16 protein-coding genes are annotated in these 18,039 nt (G+C 44.9%); 10 read left to right on the forward strand and 6 right to left on the reverse strand.

What is annotated here, in order from left to right; all coding sequences use genetic code 11:
* Nucleotides 1-121: 121 nt before the first annotated feature.
* Together SG35_RS30140 and SG35_RS30145 are read right to left on the reverse strand one after the other, a co-directional pair.
* Entirely contained in the window at nucleotides 122-682 is a 561-nt protein-coding gene (locus SG35_RS30140) for a PEP-CTERM sorting domain-containing protein (RefSeq protein WP_084692979.1), read from the reverse strand.
* 434 nt (nucleotides 683-1,116) lie between these two features.
* Nucleotides 1,117-1,671: an HD domain-containing protein gene (locus tag SG35_RS30145; protein WP_044835632.1), complete on the reverse strand. Its 555-nt coding sequence runs from the start codon at nucleotides 1,669-1,671 to the stop codon at nucleotides 1,117-1,119.
* 212 nt (nucleotides 1,672-1,883) lie between these two features.
* Here SG35_RS30145 and SG35_RS30150 point away from each other — a divergent pair, with 212 nt between their 5' ends.
* The 3 genes from SG35_RS30150 to SG35_RS30160 all read left to right on the forward strand — a co-directional run bounded on the left by SG35_RS30150 (nucleotide 1,884) and on the right by SG35_RS30160 (nucleotide 6,575).
* Entirely contained in the window at nucleotides 1,884-3,182 is a 1,299-nt protein-coding gene (locus SG35_RS30150; RefSeq protein ID WP_044835633.1) for a DUF5690 family protein, read from the forward strand.
* A 1,385-nt stretch (nucleotides 3,183-4,567) separates the two neighbouring features.
* Nucleotides 4,568-5,284 carry a choice-of-anchor E domain-containing protein gene (locus SG35_RS30155; RefSeq protein WP_053043403.1) on the forward strand — a complete coding sequence of 239 codons (717 nt, stop codon included), beginning with the start codon at nucleotides 4,568-4,570 and terminating at the stop codon, nucleotides 5,282-5,284.
* A 469-nt stretch (nucleotides 5,285-5,753) separates the two neighbouring features.
* Nucleotides 5,754-6,575, forward strand: coding sequence for a PEP-CTERM sorting domain-containing protein (locus SG35_RS30160; RefSeq protein ID WP_160298390.1), 822 nt, complete (start codon nucleotides 5,754-5,756; stop codon nucleotides 6,573-6,575).
* Nucleotides 6,576-6,795: 220 nt separating this feature from the next.
* Here SG35_RS30160 and SG35_RS30165 read toward each other — a convergent pair whose 3' ends face one another.
* Nucleotides 6,796-8,016, reverse strand: coding sequence for a lactonase family protein (locus tag SG35_RS30165; protein WP_044835636.1), 1,221 nt, complete (start codon nucleotides 8,014-8,016; stop codon nucleotides 6,796-6,798).
* Between the two features lie 234 nt (nucleotides 8,017-8,250).
* Nucleotides 8,251-9,537 carry a cystathionine gamma-synthase family protein gene (locus SG35_RS30170; protein WP_044835637.1) on the reverse strand — a complete coding sequence of 429 codons (1,287 nt, stop codon included), beginning with the start codon at nucleotides 9,535-9,537 and terminating at the stop codon, nucleotides 8,251-8,253.
* Between the two features lie 359 nt (nucleotides 9,538-9,896).
* Here SG35_RS30170 and SG35_RS30175 point away from each other — a divergent pair, with 359 nt between their 5' ends.
* Together SG35_RS30175 and SG35_RS30180 are read left to right on the forward strand one after the other, a co-directional pair.
* Nucleotides 9,897-10,868: a BMP family ABC transporter substrate-binding protein gene (locus SG35_RS30175; protein WP_044835638.1), complete on the forward strand. Its 972-nt coding sequence runs from the start codon at nucleotides 9,897-9,899 to the stop codon at nucleotides 10,866-10,868.
* Entirely contained in the window at nucleotides 10,852-12,054 is a 1,203-nt protein-coding gene (locus SG35_RS30180; protein WP_053043404.1) for a GGDEF domain-containing protein, read from the forward strand. Before SG35_RS30175 ends, SG35_RS30180 begins: the two co-directional genes overlap by 17 nt.
* A gap of 21 nt (nucleotides 12,055-12,075) precedes the next feature.
* Here the strand turns inward: SG35_RS30180 and SG35_RS30185 are convergent, their stop codons facing one another.
* The gene (locus SG35_RS30185) at nucleotides 12,076-12,729 is read right to left on the reverse strand and encodes an XRE family transcriptional regulator (RefSeq protein ID WP_044835639.1); all 654 of its coding nucleotides are present in this window, start codon (nucleotides 12,727-12,729) and stop codon (nucleotides 12,076-12,078) included.
* Nucleotides 12,730-13,148: 419 nt separating this feature from the next.
* Here SG35_RS30185 and SG35_RS30190 point away from each other — a divergent pair, with 419 nt between their 5' ends.
* On the forward strand, nucleotides 13,149-14,882 hold the full coding sequence (locus tag SG35_RS30190) for a nitrilase-related carbon-nitrogen hydrolase (RefSeq protein ID WP_044835640.1): 1,734 nt from the start codon (nucleotides 13,149-13,151) through the stop codon (nucleotides 14,880-14,882).
* A gap of 331 nt (nucleotides 14,883-15,213) precedes the next feature.
* Here SG35_RS30190 and SG35_RS30195 read toward each other — a convergent pair whose 3' ends face one another.
* The gene (locus tag SG35_RS30195) at nucleotides 15,214-15,357 is read right to left on the reverse strand and encodes a hypothetical protein (RefSeq protein ID WP_160298392.1); all 144 of its coding nucleotides are present in this window, start codon (nucleotides 15,355-15,357) and stop codon (nucleotides 15,214-15,216) included.
* Between the two features lie 646 nt (nucleotides 15,358-16,003).
* On the opposite strand from SG35_RS30195, the gene SG35_RS30200 reads away from it, so the two are divergent.
* The 4 genes from SG35_RS30200 to mnhG are packed head-to-tail and all read left to right on the forward strand — an operon-like array spanning nucleotide 16,004 to nucleotide 18,025.
* Nucleotides 16,004-16,864, forward strand: a complete 861-nt coding sequence (locus SG35_RS30200; RefSeq protein ID WP_044835641.1) for a universal stress protein — start codon at nucleotides 16,004-16,006, stop codon at nucleotides 16,862-16,864.
* A gap of 56 nt (nucleotides 16,865-16,920) precedes the next feature.
* A complete protein-coding gene (locus SG35_RS30205) occupies nucleotides 16,921-17,391 on the forward strand; it encodes a Na+/H+ antiporter subunit E (RefSeq protein ID WP_044835642.1) in 471 nt (156 codons plus the stop codon).
* Nucleotides 17,391-17,675, forward strand: coding sequence for an MrpF/PhaF family protein (locus SG35_RS30210; RefSeq protein WP_044835643.1), 285 nt, complete (start codon nucleotides 17,391-17,393; stop codon nucleotides 17,673-17,675). Before SG35_RS30205 ends, SG35_RS30210 begins: the two co-directional genes overlap by 1 nt.
* Complete coding sequence (mnhG, locus tag SG35_RS30215) at nucleotides 17,672-18,025, forward strand: monovalent cation/H(+) antiporter subunit G (protein ID WP_044835644.1); 354 nt, start codon at nucleotides 17,672-17,674, stop codon at nucleotides 18,023-18,025. The genes SG35_RS30210 and mnhG overlap by 4 nt, the downstream gene beginning before the upstream one ends.
* Nucleotides 18,026-18,039: the final 14 nt, after the last annotated feature.

Genomic DNA, 18,039 nt, shown 5'->3' on the forward strand with positions numbered 1-18,039 from the left:
TACTCAGGCCTGCACGTTTTTCAGGTATCTACTCAGTATAGTAAATATTAAACCCGATACGCGGAGCCAGGAGTTTTCAGCTTTTCACATCTGAATAAGCAAAGCAGTAAACGTTATGTTTTTACCGGTATTTAAAGCGCCGAAATGCCAATCCCGTTAAAGTAAGAGTTAACAGCACCAGGGTTGCAGGCTCTGGAACGCTTGCTGTTTTAAAGACATGGTTGATATTCTCCCCGAGCACACCACGGTCTGAGATATAGGCAGAAAAGTCCCCTTCATTATAGTAACGACCGTCATTATATTTATCTGCCGCCAGGGATTCGCTCTTCTCGTGTATATAGGAAATTATGCCGTCGTACCAGGCCATATGGTTGACCTCATAGGTTTCGCCTGTCTGAAAGACATTGGAGCTCAGGGCGTATTCACCGCCCGGGGCCAATTCGCCGAAAAGCAGCTCGGCGGCCTCTATGCCGTTATAAGGTTTATGCTCAGTGCTCTGGTTGACTTCTCGCCAGTTGGGGCCCGCCGCCAAATCAAAAGAGCCGACGTACTCCCAGGCGCTGCCGGAGGCGTCGGTATAAAGCTCACCGACAATTAACCCTGCATTGGCTTTACCCGCCAAACAGGTAACAGACAAAATAAATACCGCTAAAGCAGATTTTAAACATTTAGCATTCATCATACTTTTCCTTCCGTTGAAAGCATTGAATATTTATTAGATTTTATACGTGTAGTAACAGAGTTACGGCGATATCCATACAACAAGAGGCGGGCACTGAACGACGGTCCAAATCCATGGAGAAGTAGCAACTCCTTCTAGACTACTGTAGCAGAATTATTATAAAAAAATATTACGCATTATTACTCGGCAGTTACGATAAAACTACGAGACTGTTCTTATATAAGTCTTTGACACTGTTATATTTAGTGCTTTTTCCAGAAAGTTGCTGTCTTCTTGGACCTGGCTGAGTAAATGTTATTACAGGGGCTCTATTAATGCTGAGGTTTGGTCGATAAAAGGCAAAGCAGCCTAAACATTCCTTTATTACAGTCTGGATTGATGTGATGGTTTTGAGGAGAGCTACCATAAAAAACATGCAATAGCGCCCACTTGCACTACTTGCAGCGTAAATGTTCTGCTATCTGAATAAGCCAGTAACTCAACGGCTTACAGGTCATTTGGGGGAGTTTACCGCTGTCGTCGAGCGTGCGTAAGGTGAGGATATCTTTTAAGTGTGCAATTTTCTGATAGTTTTCCACCTCTTGTGCAGTCATGGCCCCTCCCTGCTGCGTCAGGGTTATTTTGCTGGCATGGGATAATTGCTCAAGATATCCCGGTTGGCTGGCGGCTAAATAGCGTTTCACCTTAACATGCTCTTTTACCAGCATGACAATGCGCCTGGAAAAACCGTGTTTTGCCAAAAAGGCGGCGCCGATATTATCATGTGCCGGGTGGCCAAAGTCGGTGAAACCTTTAGTATTATTGCGCTGGGCAATGAAGTGCCCTATGTCATGTAAAAAAGCTGCCAATGCCAGCTCATCATCAAAACCCTGCTCAATCGCCAGGGTGCCGCATTGCTGCGCATGTTGCAGCTGGCTGCACTTTTCTTCATATGTCTGGCTGCCGTAGTCCAGATAAAGCGCTTCGATTTCTTTAATAATGTCACTCATAACAACTTTAATACCCTGGCCAGGTTCAGATCACATCGACGGTTTTTGGTATATACCAACTTGGGGTGTAGTCTATTGAACTTTATTTCCCTGTACAAGCCGTTAGCAGGCTTGGTCATAAAAACTTCATAATCAACCTGGTATATACCACAATATTTCTGTCATAAAGTTTCGCTAGGCTAGTGGCTTTTTAACAATGACATGAGCAGAATATGAAGCGAATCTCCCTGTGGTTAAGCCAATGCAGCACGCTGTGGTTCACGGTTTATGCGACCATGGCCGCCTTTATGACCTACTTTTCCATGTATGCCTTTCGTAAACCTTTTACTGCCAGCAATTATGATGGCATGGCGGATTTTTCTTACGGCATTGATTTCAAAACTGCCTTGATCTTATCGCAAGTACTCGGTTATGCCCTGTCGAAATTTATCGGCATTAAGGTGATCTCTGAAATGAATGCCGGTCGTCGGGCGCTGGCGATTTTAACCTTGGTGATGATCGCTGAACTTGCCCTGGTGCTGTTTGCTCTCGTGCCGTCGAACTGGAAATTATTGACCTTGTTTTTAAACGGTCTGCCTCTTGGCATGATCTGGGGTCTGGTGTTCAGCTTTTTGGAAGGGCGGCGGGTTTCAGAAATTTTAGGCGCCGGCTTAAGCGTCAGTTTTATTGTTTCCTCCGGGGTGGTTAAAAGCGTGGGTCAATGGTTGATGCTCAGCCACGGGATCAGCGAGTTTTGGATGCCGGCCATCACCGGAGCGGTATTCACCCTGCCCTTGTTTGTCTCGGTATTCTTTTTAATGCAAATTCCTAAACCTTCGCCGCAGGACATTGCTGCACGGCATGAACGAAAACCCATGGACGGTAAAGCCCGTAGGGCATTTTTTATTAAATATGCCCCGGGGTTAATCGCCTTGATCCTCACCTATATGTTATTAACCGGCATCCGTGATTACACCGATAATTTTGCCGCCGAGCTATGGTCGAGTTTGGGCTTTGGCAATACACCGGCGATATTTTCCAGCGCGGCCCTTTATACCTCGCTTTTTATCTTGCTGACTTTAAGCCTGTTGATGTTTGTGAAAAACAATATGCGTGCCTTTATGGCCAACCATGTCTTTATCTTTATCGGCATTGCGGTCATAGGGTTAAGTACCCTGGCTTATCAGGGCGGTTATTTGTCCGGCCAGGCATGGATGATCGCCCATGCTACCGGAATTTATCTTGCCTATATCCCCTTTAATTGCCTGCTGTTTGATCGCATGCTGTCGGTGATCAACGATAAAGGCAATGCCGGTTTTTTGATTTATCTTGCCGATGCCATGGGTTATGCCGGCAGTGTCGGTATTCTGCTTTATAAAAGCTTTTTTGATGTTGAGCTTAGCTGGCTGAATTTTATGATCAGCAGCTCATATTTGATCAGCATAACCGGTTGCACTCTGGTATTAATTTCGGCCTGGTATTTTGATGTTAAAGTGATGAAACCTTTGAGCTTGCAGCCACAACTCGGCTAGCGCGTTAAATTAATTGATGTTGTGATCACAGGACAAGTAGCTGTAACTTGTTGGTCGGCAACAATAACTGCATCGTGAGATGAGCATTAACCTGTCAGGGTAGCAAGTTGTTACCCATGATGCATTTACAGGGGGATTTTTGGGTGGCTTATCAGCCTTTGATAAAATAGTGAAGATTTTTCAAAGGCCAGAAAGCAAAAATGCAACTCAAAAGAGTCGCATTTTCTTAACTAGCTTAGCGCATCCTGCACTTATTTAGTGTCCGCATTCTATCCTGAATTTCCTTGAACAACCTGTCCCTAGTTCATTTTCGTGACTCCTGTCACTTCCATATCCCTTCCCGGGTCATGCACCTTCCCGATGCATACCCATATTACTGCGGGTTCCAAGCTATCCTATGCTGTTCGGTCTCCCTGACCGGCATACTTCCGTGTATTACTTCCTTTGTGACTTCCTGCCACCTGACTTTATCCTAAAGTCTTCCTTGTAGAGCTTCCTGCCCTGTGTCGTCCTGACAAAGGTAATATTACGCGAATGTAATTATATTATTAGGTTGGTGTTGTTAAATTTTTTTTGTATTCTGATTCGCCATACACTCTTATATGAGTGTTTATTGTTTATTATCATGTCTTTAGGTTGGATTTATCAAAAGTCATTGACAAAAAATACCTTTATCTCGCACCTCTTTGTGAGACATCTCTTACATCATAGGGTAACATTCAGACATAGATGACAAATATCGTTTGTTATTCAGGAAGAGATTTTACGTTACTAAGAGAATTTCCTTTATCGACCACTGCTGGAGTGCGCTGATTAATTATTCTGTTTCAGGATGAGCAAGCAGTGCTGGGCAGTATTAACGCTCCTCCCATCCAAGCCTATGCATTATAAGGGCAGATAACGCATCATTTTAAGCACGGTATTCAACAATACCGCTCCCAGCCTTGATGGCTTTTTGAAAATCGGCAATGTCGAGATGCAAATAGATTGTTGATGCCCATAAGTATCTTCATCAGGTGATGTAATATCGGGTAATACAATTTATTAGCCCATAAGTTATATTCCTTCTCGCATAAACAAAGTTGACACTATTTTTTTATATATTTGTTACATAATTCCTTGTCATGATGAATTTTTCGATTGAGGGGGTAATGCGTTAATAAATTTTTGTACAGATGAGCAGAATGTCAGCTTTATTTGCAATTTTAAAATATGACAAACCAGAAAACATTAAAAGCATTTAAAATCAGTAGTTTAAATGCTTGGTGTATGTATTGCTAACCAAGTTGTTACAGCAAGGAAGCCCTTAAATATCATCTGCTTACGTGGGGTTCTCTTGTTGTTTTAAAACCATATCTATGTTTTTAACATTTACAGGAAGAAGAATGAAAAAATTAAAAGTAAAAGGGATGTCCATTAAAGGAATCATCACCGCGACCGCCTTGTGTCTGGCTAGCTCCAACGCGTTGGCAGCTATGATAACGGTTGAAGATAGTTTTGGGGTTATGGGCAGTAGCACGGCAATGGACGTTGGCCAAGAATCGGCAATATTATCAATTGCTGGTTTTAATTCCAGCTTAGGAACCTTAACAGGCGTTAGTCTTACTGCTTATGGTCAAATTAACGCTACCGGAACTTCACAAAATAATACTTCAGAGAATGGCAATACCGTTGCTACCTTAGGGACAATAGGAAGCTGGGGGGTCATTTCGGCAGTCACCCATGACTTTGTCTTTACTCGAGGCTCCAGCTTTCTTGACGCTGCTGAAAGTTCGGACTCGGGAGATTATGATATGGCTCCGGGAGAGATTTTTAGCTTCGATATGGGGAGTGAGAGAAGTGGTGATATGTCGATCATTGACTATTCAGCCTTCACTACCGATGGGATGATTGATTTTAGATTTGATTTTAGAGCAGAGACGGTTATCCGTAACTTTATTGGCTCAGGTAGAGAAACTTTTACCAATACCTCCAATACCGGTGCCTGGGGGAAAATAGTGGCAACTTATACCTATGATGCAGCACCAGTGCCAGAGCCGGGAGCTTTGATTCTTTTGACTGCTGGTTTATTAGGTTTGGGTTTACGTCGTAAGCAGGGGTAGTATTTTCCAGTTAGCTGGTATTTTTTAACAAGGTCAAACTGGATAAATCCTGTTATCGTTATCGGCCAATGTTACTGGCTGGTAAAATTGTTATCACAAAAGCACCCCAGGGTGCTTTTTTGTATGTGTCGAAAAAATTTAACTCAAGTCCGGTTGCATTTAAAACCTATCTTCTGAAAGTGCTCCCCTTCTTTAACGCCAATTTTCATATACCTTGCCGGCCCCCTGTCCCGATAATCAAGACTGTTGTTGGAATATTTTACAATCAGGCGGCCAGAAAAGCCTGGTAAGGGCCTTAACATGTTGGACTTGTTTGTTTTTATTAAGCAGGCATGAATTATGCCCTCCTTCTAAAGCCTGTCTTATCGTTCATACATACCAATTTATGCATTACCTGTTTGTTATGCGCAAACAAGACAGGGCATGTCACTTGATAATGAGGAATGCTATTATGCCCAGGAAAAACAAGATGTTATCATTTCTATCAGTCAAATTTTCAACACAGTTACTCAAGATCCCTACGTTAAAAGGAGCATTTGCGGCATGGTTGCTGATGTTTTGCTCACCGCTGTCCGCCACGATAATCATGGCCGGATCTGACTATCTTGAAACCACCGCCGGAACCTTTTTGGACTTTAGCTTTCCAGGCTCACCCATGCCTGAAATAGGTATTGTTGATTTTATCGGTGACCCGGCTGGCCCGGGTAATACCGATACCCTGGTCAGGCGTCTGGATGATGCCGTGCTGCCGGGAGAAGGCTCTTCAGATACTATCGACGTAGAGCTGGTGGCGCTATCTTTAGCTAGCGCTGATCCCGTTGATATCGGCGGAACGGATTTTGATTTGTCTATTGCGCTTACGCCCACCATGCCTTCGCTGGGGCAATTAACCCTGACGTTGGATGATGAAGCCGCTGTATCCGGGAGCTTCGAGTCCTTTTTTGATGTCTTCGTTGATATCCGTTTTTTTGTCGCCGACACTGACATTCTGGTGGAAACTATTACAGCACTTCCGCTGTTAGGTTTACATGGACTTGGCCAATGGCAGCAAACCCCAGCTCCCGATACCGTGATTGTCTCTGGCAGTTATGGTGATATTAATGCCAATCAACATATACCGCCTTCAGATGAATATGCTGATTTTTTTATTACCGAAATTGTTGAAGTACAGCCCGGTTTGGGAGAGCACAGGTTGCAGCAGGCCACTGTGCCTGAACCTGCAAGCGTTATTTTGCTGTCTCTGGGGCTTTTAGCAATAACATTTACAGGAAAAAGAAAAGTTATGCACTGACACGGCAGATAAAATTTGTTCAGCGGTTAAGGCGCTGAATGTATGCTTCGGGTACACCAGAAATTCAACAACCCAATAATAAGACTTTCTCTGGTGTACGCTAAGTAAATACCATACCGGACGAGCGTTTATTGGCCTGCTATTGAAAAACTAATTGTCAGTAAAGTACTTAAATTTCAGCAAGCTCCCCTGGGGTATTGGCACTATCAAAGTTTCCCCTTTATTTATTCTCCACTTTAAAGACAAATAAAGCATCCTTCTCGGCTGCTGTCAGCAAAAGATGGCGACCGTCAGGGGTAAGGTTAACGGAGGAGATCCCGCTCAGGTTATCAATCGGTTTGTCTTTATTTGGCAGTCGGCTGATAAGCTTGAGTTGCCCGTCTGCCTGTTTTTGAAATAAAATTAAACCTGTATCGGCTTCACCTGCCGCATATATCAAAGTGCCGCCTGACGACACAGCCAGGCTGCCCGCCCCCTTTAAGCCGCCACCAATCTCTTTATTGCTGATAGCCTGTAAAAAGGCATAACGGCCATTTTCGGCTTTTTTAAAGACAACAAGAGAATGGCTGCTGGAGCAAGCTACATATAAAAAATTTCCGTCAGGCGACACAACTATTTTTTGTGGATTCAAAAACTGCTCTACACCGTTCCGTCCATTTTGCAAAAGCTGTTTCGCCGATAAATTGCCATTTTTATCCCGGTCAAAAATGGTCAGTTTGTGCTCTTCAAAACCAAGCACAAATAATTCTTTATTTGAGGGAGATAATGCCAGGCCTGTCGGGTTTCCTAAGCCACCGGCAGATGCCACGCCTGTGGTAATGAAGCGCCTAAAGACAACTTGTTTATCCGGAGTAATATCAAATACAGAAACAGCATTACTCTTATAGTCGGTAACAAACAGCTGCTTATTATCGCTTGTATTAATCAGCTCCCAGGCTCCCAATAATCCCAGGGTATCCAGATCGCCAACAGTTTTTTTGTTGCCAAAAACCCTTCGAATACTCAGGCCGTCAGAGATTGTTTTATCTAAATGGTAGCGATCCTGCCCGCGCGAAAAGACGGATAGGGAGCCGTCATAAAAACTGCTAACAATGGCTTTATCACCCTTGTTTAATAAGGCCACTGCCGAGGCTCCCTCTAAACCACTAACGGCTGGATTGGCATTTTTAAATATCTGGCTAAAACTTAAATTGAAGTGCTGATCAAGGTTAAATACGGCAAAGGCATTATCATCACCGCTAACGACAAAAACCCGGGAGTTATCTGCCGTCACGGCTGTGGCCCTGGGATTATCCAGACCATCGACGCCGTTAACATCATCTTTTAATACCTGGATCAGTCTAAGTTCAACCGCTTCGGATGCTGCGGCGACAGAATTGTTTGCATTTGCTGTCGAACATGTAATGAGGAACGGCAAAACCAGTATTTTTACTATGCCCATTATTCAATTTTCCTGTAGCAATAAAATGACTTCACGTGGAAATCAATAGTCAGTAAAAAGGCAGGCTTATCAAGTTATGACTAAAACTCAACTTGAACCAGATTACATAGCAGTGCAGGTAGTGAGGCAGAATTGTTATCATTCTGCCTTTGGTTTACCTGACGCCAAGTTTCCGGCAGGAAAATTACCTGCGGTGTCCTGGCATTAGCGTTAAGCTTAAAGGCCTATCTGAAATCAGGCTAAGGCTTGGGCAAGGTCGGCAATGATATCTTGCGGCTCTTCAATGCCAACAGAGATCCGGATCAATCCTTCGGTAATACCTATCGATTCCCGGCGCTCTTTGGGTACGCCGGAATGTGTCATGGCGGCAGGATGCTGGGCCAGACTTTCGGTTCCCCCCAGGCTGACGGCAAGTTTCACCAGTTTAAGGCGGTTCAGCGCTTTAAATGCCGCTGGCTCACCTCCTTTTACTTCAAAGGAAAAAGTCGACCCCGCCCCTTTACATTGTTTTTGATAAACCTGGTATTGCGGTTCATCCGGGGTTAATAAACCCGGGTAGTCGATTCGGGTCACCTGCTCATGTGCCCGTAAAAACTCTACCACCTCTTTCGCACCGCTGGTTGCCGCCTGCATGCGGATTTTTAAGGTTTCCAACGAACGTAAAATCAGCCAGGCGGTATGGGAGTCCATGGTTGTGCCGATACTGTTCCTGACTTTTCTAATTTTTGAGATCAGGGCTTTATCGCCGGAGCAGCTGCCGCCAATAAGATCGGAATGGCCGCCGACATATTTGGTCAGGGAATACAGACATAAATCGGCGCCGTGTTCCAGCGGCTGCTGCCAGAGCGGCCCTAACATGGTGTTGTCGACCGCCAGTACCGGCCGGGCAGTTTGTTTACCGGTACTTTGACCGGTAAAAGTATCAATAAGCTGCCGGCACTGGGCGATATCAATCAGGTTGTTGGTGGGGTTGTCGGGGGTTTCCACCATGACCACTGAGATATTGCCCAGCTGGCTTGCTTTGTTTAGCGCCTGCGCTAACCCTTCGGTGCCTTCGCTGGAGATAAAACCTACCGCCTGGATATTCATTTGCGCCAAAATGCCGTTGATCAGGCTATCTGTACCGCCGTAGATAGGCTCAGAATAAACAATGACATCCCCGGGTTGAGAAAGTGCCAGCAGCACGGTTGAAATTGCCGACATACCGCTGCCGGTTATCAGGCAGTCTTGTGCTCCGTCCCAGAGGGCGATGCGGTTTTCAGCAATTTCTATGGTCGGGTTATTAAAACGGGAATAAACCAGGCCGGCCTGTTGTCCTTCTTCCAGTTGAATGCGGCCGGAGGCAACATCAAAAAAATGCTTACCCTGCTCTGCAGACTCAAAAACAAAGGTGGATGTTTGAAAATTTGGACATTTGATCGAACCTTCCGATAACCGGGGATCATAGCCATAACCCATCATCAGTGATTCCGGCTGTAATTGATGCTCGCCAATAGCACGTTTTTTGTAATTGTCTGTCATGTTAATCTCTTGATTTTAAATGTAATTTATTGCCGATAAGTCAGCTTTTGCACTCTGTGTCCAGCTTAATATTGTCTTTACGGTTTTATCGATAAAACCGGCACAGGTGCTTTATGGGGGTATTATGACAATAAAAACGGTTACTTACCTAGAAAATAACGGTGCCCGGCGGTCACTATCAGAGAAACAGCCATGATCAGCCTGGTCATCAGCCGGCAGTTTTCCCCCTCGGGCGAACCCGTTTTTGCAAATAGACTTTAATAACAAGTCGAACTATTCTTCGTTTATTGCCCCTATCGCTTAACTGTTTCATGAAGTTGCAAGCGCTGCTAGTGTTACTTTTCTGCTTATGTCCCGCTATGGCTTATGATTTCAAACCCGTTATGATCTATGATGGCGAAGAAATCATGGATAATGCCTGGAATGAAGCGGTTCATACCGGTATTGAAAAGTTTGAAAAAAAATTCGGCATTGAGGTCAAGGAAGCGAGGATCTTTGCCAATAATCTAACGCCAAATGCAAACTCCTTAATCGAAGCGGTATTCGCCCACGCCAAAGCTGGCTTTAACCCTATTATGATCAACGATTTTGACAACGAAACTATGCGTAAAATTGTCCGCCAGGAGCCCAAATTAAGGTTTATTGTTTTTAACGGTATTTATAATGTTCCCAATGCCCACTTTTTTATGTTTTCCTACCAGGAAGCCGCCTTTTTAGCCGGTTATCTGGCGGCTAAAAAAAGTAACAGTAAAAAGCTCGGCTTTATCGGCGGCAGAGATATCTCGGGGATCAGGAATACCCTCTGTGGTTATATTAAAGGGGCACGCCACGCCTTGGCCAAAGCCGAGGTTGAAGCGACTTTTATCAGTGATGCGCTTGATGGCTGGAACAGCCCGCAACGGGCTTATGAAATAGCAATGGAGCAGATAGCCGGGGGCGTTGATGTCTTATATGCCGCCGCCGGAGCAAGTAGCCGGGGAGTTTTAAGGGCAGCATATGAAAAAGGGGTATATAGTATAGGGGCGGACAGCAATCAAAATGACCTGTACCCGGGCAGCGTATTAACCTCTGTTTTGGTCAATGTCGGTGATGCCGCCTATCGCGCTTTAGTGGCCGCCTATCGCAATATCTGGCGGGAACAGCTGAAAATATTAGGCTTGCAGGAAAACGGGGTAGGCCTGGCATTTGACCGGCATAATGCCCCCTTAATTTCCGGGCAGTTAAAAGCTGAAATCGATCAATTACAGGCCGATATTATTTTAAAAAAGATCGATTTGCCAAATTATGTGATCACTAAGCAATGTATCGATCAACATGGGACCATTTTTTAGACTACAACATCACTCGATCAAAATTACCATTATTTTAGGGATCTTATTGGCGCTCTTGTGCTCCTTTGGCGGCGCTGGCTGGTATGTGATTTCAACGATCGAGCATAAACTCTATCAGGAATTTGCCATTGAACGGGCTGAGCTCACCGAAAAGATTGCCACCGCCATGGCCGAGCCGATTTATTTTCTTTCCCCCAACAACGCCGGGTTGATCCTGACCCTGATAAAACGGGATCCCAGCATCGTTTCCCTGGAAGTTTACGATAAATTAAATGAGATGCCCTTTATCAACATAGATATTCCGCAAAGAAAATCGGGCATGCTGTTTCGCAACCGGACCGATATTGTTTACGGCAAAATCAATATTGGCGAGCTCAATATTGTCTTTAATAATATTCGCCAGCAAAAGGAAATGAAAAATAAACGGGAGCTGATGGTTAAGGTTTTTGGCTACACCTTTGTGGTAAATCTCATTATCATGTTTCCTTTAGTACATTTTATTATTTTCAGGCCCCTGAATCGTTTGGCGCAGCAGGCGAGAAACTTTCAAGGCAATGAGTTAGATCAAGCCTTTCACTGGCGAGAAAACAGTGAAATTGGCCTGGTCGGGCGCAGCTTTGAAATGGCGAGAACAGCTATTTTAGGCTTAATTGCCAAACTCAGAAAAAGTAACGATAAATTGGCCAAGGCTGCCGTTACCGATAAACTGACCGGGCTGTTCAACCGCCATAAAGCCGATGCCGTACTGGAAGCGGAAATAACCAGGGCCAGGCGCTATGGCAATCAATTTAGCGTGATCTTGATAGATATAGATTATTTTAAGCAGGTCAATGACAAGTTCGGTCATCAAACCGGTGATATGGTGTTGAGTCTTTTCGCCAAACTGCTGCTAAAGCATATCCGGAAAAATGACCTGGCTGCCCGTTGGGGCGGTGAGGAGTTTATAGTTGTTTGCCCGGAAACCGGCCTGGGGAAATGCAACCTGATCGCGCAAAAGTTGCGAAAAGCCGCTGAAGATGCTGAATTTCCTATAGTAAAAAAGCAAACCGCCAGCTTTGGTGTGGCGGCTTTCACTGCCCCGGAAAGTTTAGCGCAATTAATTTCCCGGGTTGATGCCGCCCTTTATCTCGCCAAAAAAAGCGGACGGAACCAGGTGGTGCAAAGCCCGTTTGTTAACGGCAAATAATGCTTACCTGAGTTTTTAAACTTACAAGCTTCGCCCGCACCAGACAATTCGCCCTGCCACGGCATGCTGCTCGGCATTGTCATGGTTAATTTGCCAATTGGGGTATTCCTGGTTGTCGCTGATCACTTCCAGATGATCTGATTTTTGCTTCAAGCGTTTTGCCATCAAACCATCCTGGGTGTGCAATACGTAAATCCCTTCGCGGCCAGCTTGTTGCTGGCTTAAATCCACCAGTACCATATCGCCGTGATGCAAGGTCGGCAACATACTGTCGCCCCGTACCGTCACAAACGCAAGGTGCTCGCCGTGCACTCCCAGTTGTGAACTTAACCAGCGTTTATTTAATGCAAATTGTTCGGTGACTTCTTCGGCGCCGTTGATGCTACCGAAACCGGCACTGGCTTCAACATCAAGCTTGGGCACTAGCAGCAGATCATCACTGCTGTGCCGCACCGGATTATCATGGGCGCGCTCGCCGGTAAGTAACCAGTTTAAATCGACCGAGAACAGGCCATATAAATGTTCCAGGTATGCCATTGACGGGCGGCCTAATCCGCGGCAAATACGGTAAATATGCGAGGATGATTTACCGGTTAATTCGGCAAACTGGCGCTTATTGCCGCCGGCAAATTGCTCCACTAACTCTAGAAAACGACGCGAAAAAGCACTACTCATAAACCTTTTACCCAGTATTGATTACAGCAAAAGGGCGCACGTTACACTGGAATGCCTCCGCTGTACAGGGGTGGTCAAGCGTTTGCGCAAAGCTTGGCCAATTAGCCCGTGTGAACCGGGTATAAGTGCCTGCTCTACCTCTGCTGCAGACATGAAAGCTGATATACAGCGGATATATCCTCATCAGGAGGATTTTAGCTCGTTAAAATACTGAAAATCTGTTATTTTTAGCAACTTAATTTTTGGGTTTTTTAGCTGTGTAACCAGCAAGTTTTTATTGTCAGCAAAGGCTTTATTCGCATAACCTTCGAAGCATAGATAGTCTCAGAGAAGCACTTTACGGTAATAAAAAATTGATAACACTTAATGCGTTAACACTCCCAAATTCAACTAATGAACGGTCAAATGGAAATTAAATCATGCGTATTGCTGTCTGTCAGTTTGCCACAAGCTTAAATGTTCAAGAGAACCTGGAAACCTGTATTCGTGTGGTGGATGAGGCGGCCATGTGCAAGCCAGATCTCATTGTGCTTCCAGAGTTTTGTAATAGCCTTTCCTGGTACGTCGATCATAACCAGGCATGGCATGCAGCCTTAACAACGGATGGTATATTTCTACAACGCATAGGTGAACAAGCTAAAAAACATGATTGTTATATAGTGCTCAATGTCACGTTAAGGCGCGACCCGTCACGTGAACACCAAGAGCCTTGGGTGAAATCTAATATCAGTGTGACCTCGTGTTTATTTTCGCCGCTGGGCAAGCTTATTTTCCAAGCCGACAAGCAAACTTTGTTCGGCCATGAACATGATTTTTTTATTCCCGGCAATAAAGTCTCTGAAGTTACCGCAACTCCGTTTGGAAACTTAGGCCTATTTAGCGGCTATGAAGGAATGACCTTTGAAGCAGCGCGTGAACTGGCCTTAGGAGGGGGGCAGTTGCTCTGTCATTCCCTGAGCACATTTGCTCTTGACCAGGCCGGTTTGCATGGCCCTGCCCGGGCGTGTGAAAACAAGGTTTTTTTAGCGGCGGCAAATAAGGTCGGTCCGCTCATTCCCCCGGAACATATGACCGCTTTTTCTGAGCAATATTTTATTCCCGAAAAATTTCTTTTTGGCGCCGGTGAAAGTCAAATCGTCTCTGCTGACGGTAAAATATTAGCAACAATTGCGAACAATAAAGAAGGCTTTGTTTTTGCTGATATAGCTGTGACCCTGGCCGAAGACAAACGCCGCCCCGATGGCAGCGAACTTTTTCAGCAACGGCGCCCAGAGCTTTATCAGGCGTTAAAACCGTCGTCTAAACCCCGGGTAAGTGATGACATTGACAAGAATGTCCCGGCAAGTGTCAATGCGGCAATATTTGCGACTTATAAAACTTACGAGCAAGCCATTGAAGATGTTTGTCATTATATCGAAAATAATCTCAGTGACATTATTCAACTACCGGAATTATTTTTCCTTGGCGATAAAGCCGTTACCCATGATGTCAAACAACGCACTCAGTTAGCATACCTGAGCCGGCAGTTGGTCGGGCAAATTAGCGCTAAGTTAAGGCCTTTTCAATACGTATGCACCAGTTTGGTCATTGATGATAGGCATCAGGCGGTATTAATCAGTGAATATGGCTTGTTGGCCGCCCAACAGCAATTGCATTTTTGCCAGCGATATCAATGGACGACTTTGGGTGATAAGTTAAATATTATCCAGCTGCCCTTAGAGCAAGGCAATGTTAATGTAGCTATGTTAACGGCAGATGATGCGAATATGCCTGAAATAGTCAAAGTGGCGGCATTAAATAACATTCACTTGTTATTAGTGCCTTTTGATATCCAGGAAGCAGGCGAGGTTGAGTATAGCCTGTTGGCTCGCGCTGCTGAAAACAGGATTTGTATCCTTGCTGCCAGTCGCGAGAAAAATTTTGTCCAAGACTCATCTGGCAAGCATAATGCCCGGATAACAGCTAAAAAATCTACCGGTTTTATTGCCAATCTGGCCACTGATTTTACCTTATTTACGCCGTGGAAATCCCGGAAATTTGATGGCTATATTAATCAACCTGTCGTTAGGCATCAGCATGGAAAGATCACCAAAGCTTTGCTTCATCCTCTTGCCGCCGGTAATAAAATAATGGCTGTAAAAACAGAGTTATAACGAGAAGCCCATGATTAATTGTTCCTGTGAGTAATACTGGGGGGAAAGTCTATATTGGCACGAGGTTGGTAATACTTACGGAAAACCTCCGGGCACAGGCATTACCAGTCGTGTCCTTTGTCTTTTGGAGTACCCCCTGCCTTATCACGGCTAAACCTGGAAAAATCAGGGCAGAGATTCACGCGTATTCCTTAAAAACTAAAAGCTAATTTATGGTTGTTCCGTATCGTTTTTACAATTTGCGAATGTGAATACTCACCGCTTCCCGTATATTTCACCCACCGGTTAAGACGAGATGTCTTTGGCTACGGATTGGATGAGTGAGATGATCTCATCTGTCATCGCTTGAGGGTTGATAGTTGATAGATTCAGGAGTGAATGAAGATCTCAGCAGTGTAATTGCCGGCGTGAGTTCGCTAAGCAGGTCAAGGTGCGGGTGATCGGCGCCGGTGATACCGGCGATGGCATTTCGCATTCGCTTTTTTCCATCCGATGGTTAAACCGAGCAAAGTGCTGAAATTAAGCTTAAAGTGATATCTACTTGGCTAAGGAATAAAAGTGCCGCTATTAAAACCTGATGGCGGTATTGTAGTTTGATTGCTACAAAAAAGAGGAACTGGCAGCTCTGCTGGTGTCTGCCTGGTGCTCGAATTTCTGTTACCGGTACATTTTCTGTGCTGCAAATACTCAGAATTTGCGAAACCTCTTCTTGCCTTTTCAAGAGGTAATGTTGGCATGTTTCTTAGATAGGCTTCGAATGAAACTGACCTTCTCATAACCTGTGTTAAGTGATATTTGTTTAAAAGCTTCGCCTGTGTTAACCAGAGCGACTTTTGCGGTATTGGTCTTTGCCTTGCTGCTGAGTCAGGTAAGTAAGGAAACAAACATCATCGCGGGCAGGGGATTTTTTATCCGCGCATTGGTAAAATTATTCTTTAAAGACAGGTGATTATCTGTTGATGGGGCTTGTTCGCCGAGTTCAAATGCCAATATTCTTCCCATATTCTATACTCTATAGTTAATGATTTATTGGATCGGGCGTTTAATTAGCTTTTAGTTTATGTATCGACGGATTGAGTAACAAACTCAGAGTGAAGTCCCTTCATAACTGGAGTAAAGCCATGGTGAAGAATGTTTTAGTGATTGCAGATATCGAAGATGATGAAACCTTCGCATTGGAAAAGGCATATGATCTCAGCCTGCCAATAGGTACCAGATTGGAAATCATTAAATTCATTCATTGTGGAGAAAACTCACAATTAACTGTTGCACAGCAAATGGAGCAAGCCAGAGAATTACTGGCGAAAAATATTCAAAAAATTTTTCGCGATACTAGCGAGATCACCAGTAAAGTTGTTAACAGCGATAATATTGCCGACTGGGTGCTTGAGCATTGCCGGCAAAAAAGCGTAGACCTTGTGGTTAAAACCCGTCACCGGACTGAATCCCTGTTTCATACCCCGACCGACTGGCAGTTGCTGCGCCAATTACCCTGTCCTATCTTGATCGCCTCGCATATCAAATGGAAACCAGAAGCCAATATTTTATTATCCCTGGATTTATCAACCGATGAAAGTCAGCACCAGCAATTGAATAAGTCGGTACTGGGGTGGGGAAATTTCTGGTCATTAGCTTATGATCACCAGTTACATGCGGCATACAGCATTCCCATTGCCAAGCCTCTGCTGGAATTAGAACTGGTGGACAGACACGAAATAGAGCAGAAAAAATCCCCAAAAGCAAAAGAGAAAATGGCCGCGTTATTGGCCGAGTTTGAGATGGATACAGTTCCCGGGCATATCGGCTCGGGGCCTCCGGAAAAAACCATTCCCCATCTTGCCGGAGAATTACACTGTGACCTGGTGATCATGGGTTGTATGGGCCACCATGGGATCAGTAGTTATTTTCACGGTAATACCACAGAAAAAGTCCTGCATAATCTGCGCGCCGATTGCTTGGTGGTCAAGCTGGAACAAGATTAAAGCCGGTTGTTTTACAGCTCGGCTAACAGCCGACAGATCACATTGAGAATAACTTTATGCGTTATACCTTTAGTTTATTTTTGCTATTGCTCGCCTTTTGGGCATCTAATTCTGAGATTCATACCGGATTACTGTTTTTCCTGGGCTTTGTGTCGATTATGCTGGTGTTGCTCATTACCCGACGCATGCGCTTGCTTGACCGGGAGTCATTGCCCCTGCACCTGTTCACCCGCATTGTCCCCTTCTATGCCTGGCTGCTCAAAGAAATTGTTTACAGCAGTTTTTATGTGCTGAAGTTAATCTTTCGGGGAGAAAAAGCCTTAAGCCCGATCATCATCACCATCCCTCTTGATTTTAAAGACGAGCTCAGCAAGGTCATTTTTGCCAATTCAATCACCTTAACCCCGGGCACTTTGAGTCTGCATCTTGATCGGGACGCGGTTCAGGTGCATGCCCTTACCCGGGAGTTGGCTGAGGCGTTATTAAGCGGTGAAATGGCCAGACGCATTAAGGCTCTGGAAAGCTAATGTTGCTGGCATCTATCCTGGCCATTTTTATTATTATGTTTCTTGCCCTGTTGCGCGCTTATATCGGGCCGAGCCTTTATGACCGGATTTTGGCGGCTAACCTGTTTGGTACTAAAACTGTGCTATTTATTGCTGTGCTGGGATTTTTATCCGGGCATTCCTATTTCCTCGATATTGCCATGCTTTACGCCTTGCTGAATTTTGTCAGCATTGTCGGCGTTTTGCGTTTTGTTGAATACCAGCAACCGGCACAGAAACAAGAAAAGGACAGGGAAAAGCAATGACAGAGATCTTCAATACCCTGAGCTTTATTTGTTTATTGCTCGGCAGCCTTTGTAACCTTATTGTCGGCCTTGGCCTTTTTCGTTTTCCGGACTTTTATAGCCGCATGCATGCAACGGGCATTACCGACAGCCTGGGCACTGCCTTTATTTTAGTGGGCTTAATGCTGCAAAGCGGTTGGGATGTCAGCTTGACCAAATTAATCCTGATCCTGGTCTTTATCCTGCTCACCGGACCGACTATCACTTACAGCCTGGCGAATGCCGCCAAACAGGAAGGCCTGGCGGCCAAACTAACCAAAGCAGCAGAGACGGCAGAAAGCAATAACGGAGAAGCCTCATCGAATCATTAATCCATATCGTCTTA

The organism is Thalassomonas actiniarum (assembly GCF_000948975.2).
GTDB classification, from domain to species: domain Bacteria; phylum Pseudomonadota; class Gammaproteobacteria; order Enterobacterales; family Alteromonadaceae; genus Thalassomonas; species Thalassomonas actiniarum.

Bases quoted from the DNA above. Each gene is read 5' to 3' on its own strand.
- SG35_RS30140 (WP_084692979.1), bottom strand. From the start codon at position 682: ATGATGAATGCTAAATGTTTAAAATCTGCTTTAGCGGTATTTATTTTG.
- SG35_RS30145 (WP_044835632.1), bottom strand. From the start codon at position 1,671: ATGAGTGACATTATTAAAGAAATCGAAGCGCTTTATCTGGACTACGGC.
- SG35_RS30150 (WP_044835633.1), top strand. From the start codon at position 1,884: ATGAAGCGAATCTCCCTGTGGTTAAGCCAATGCAGCACGCTGTGGTTC.
- SG35_RS30155 (WP_053043403.1), top strand. From the start codon at position 4,568: ATGAAAAAATTAAAAGTAAAAGGGATGTCCATTAAAGGAATCATCACC.
- SG35_RS30160 (WP_160298390.1), top strand. From the start codon at position 5,754: ATGTTATCATTTCTATCAGTCAAATTTTCAACACAGTTACTCAAGATC.
- SG35_RS30165 (WP_044835636.1), bottom strand. From the start codon at position 8,016: ATGGGCATAGTAAAAATACTGGTTTTGCCGTTCCTCATTACATGTTCG.
- SG35_RS30170 (WP_044835637.1), bottom strand. From the start codon at position 9,537: ATGACAGACAATTACAAAAAACGTGCTATTGGCGAGCATCAATTACAG.
- SG35_RS30175 (WP_044835638.1), top strand. From the start codon at position 9,897: ATGGCTTATGATTTCAAACCCGTTATGATCTATGATGGCGAAGAAATC.
- SG35_RS30180 (WP_053043404.1), top strand. From the start codon at position 10,852: ATGGGACCATTTTTTAGACTACAACATCACTCGATCAAAATTACCATT.
- SG35_RS30185 (WP_044835639.1), bottom strand. From the start codon at position 12,729: ATGAGTAGTGCTTTTTCGCGTCGTTTTCTAGAGTTAGTGGAGCAATTT.
- SG35_RS30190 (WP_044835640.1), top strand. From the start codon at position 13,149: ATGCGTATTGCTGTCTGTCAGTTTGCCACAAGCTTAAATGTTCAAGAG.
- SG35_RS30195 (WP_160298392.1), bottom strand. From the start codon at position 15,357: ATGCGAAATGCCATCGCCGGTATCACCGGCGCCGATCACCCGCACCTT.
- SG35_RS30200 (WP_044835641.1), top strand. From the start codon at position 16,004: ATGGTGAAGAATGTTTTAGTGATTGCAGATATCGAAGATGATGAAACC.
- SG35_RS30205 (WP_044835642.1), top strand. From the start codon at position 16,921: ATGCGTTATACCTTTAGTTTATTTTTGCTATTGCTCGCCTTTTGGGCA.
- SG35_RS30210 (WP_044835643.1), top strand. From the start codon at position 17,391: ATGTTGCTGGCATCTATCCTGGCCATTTTTATTATTATGTTTCTTGCC.
- mnhG (WP_044835644.1), top strand. From the start codon at position 17,672: ATGACAGAGATCTTCAATACCCTGAGCTTTATTTGTTTATTGCTCGGC.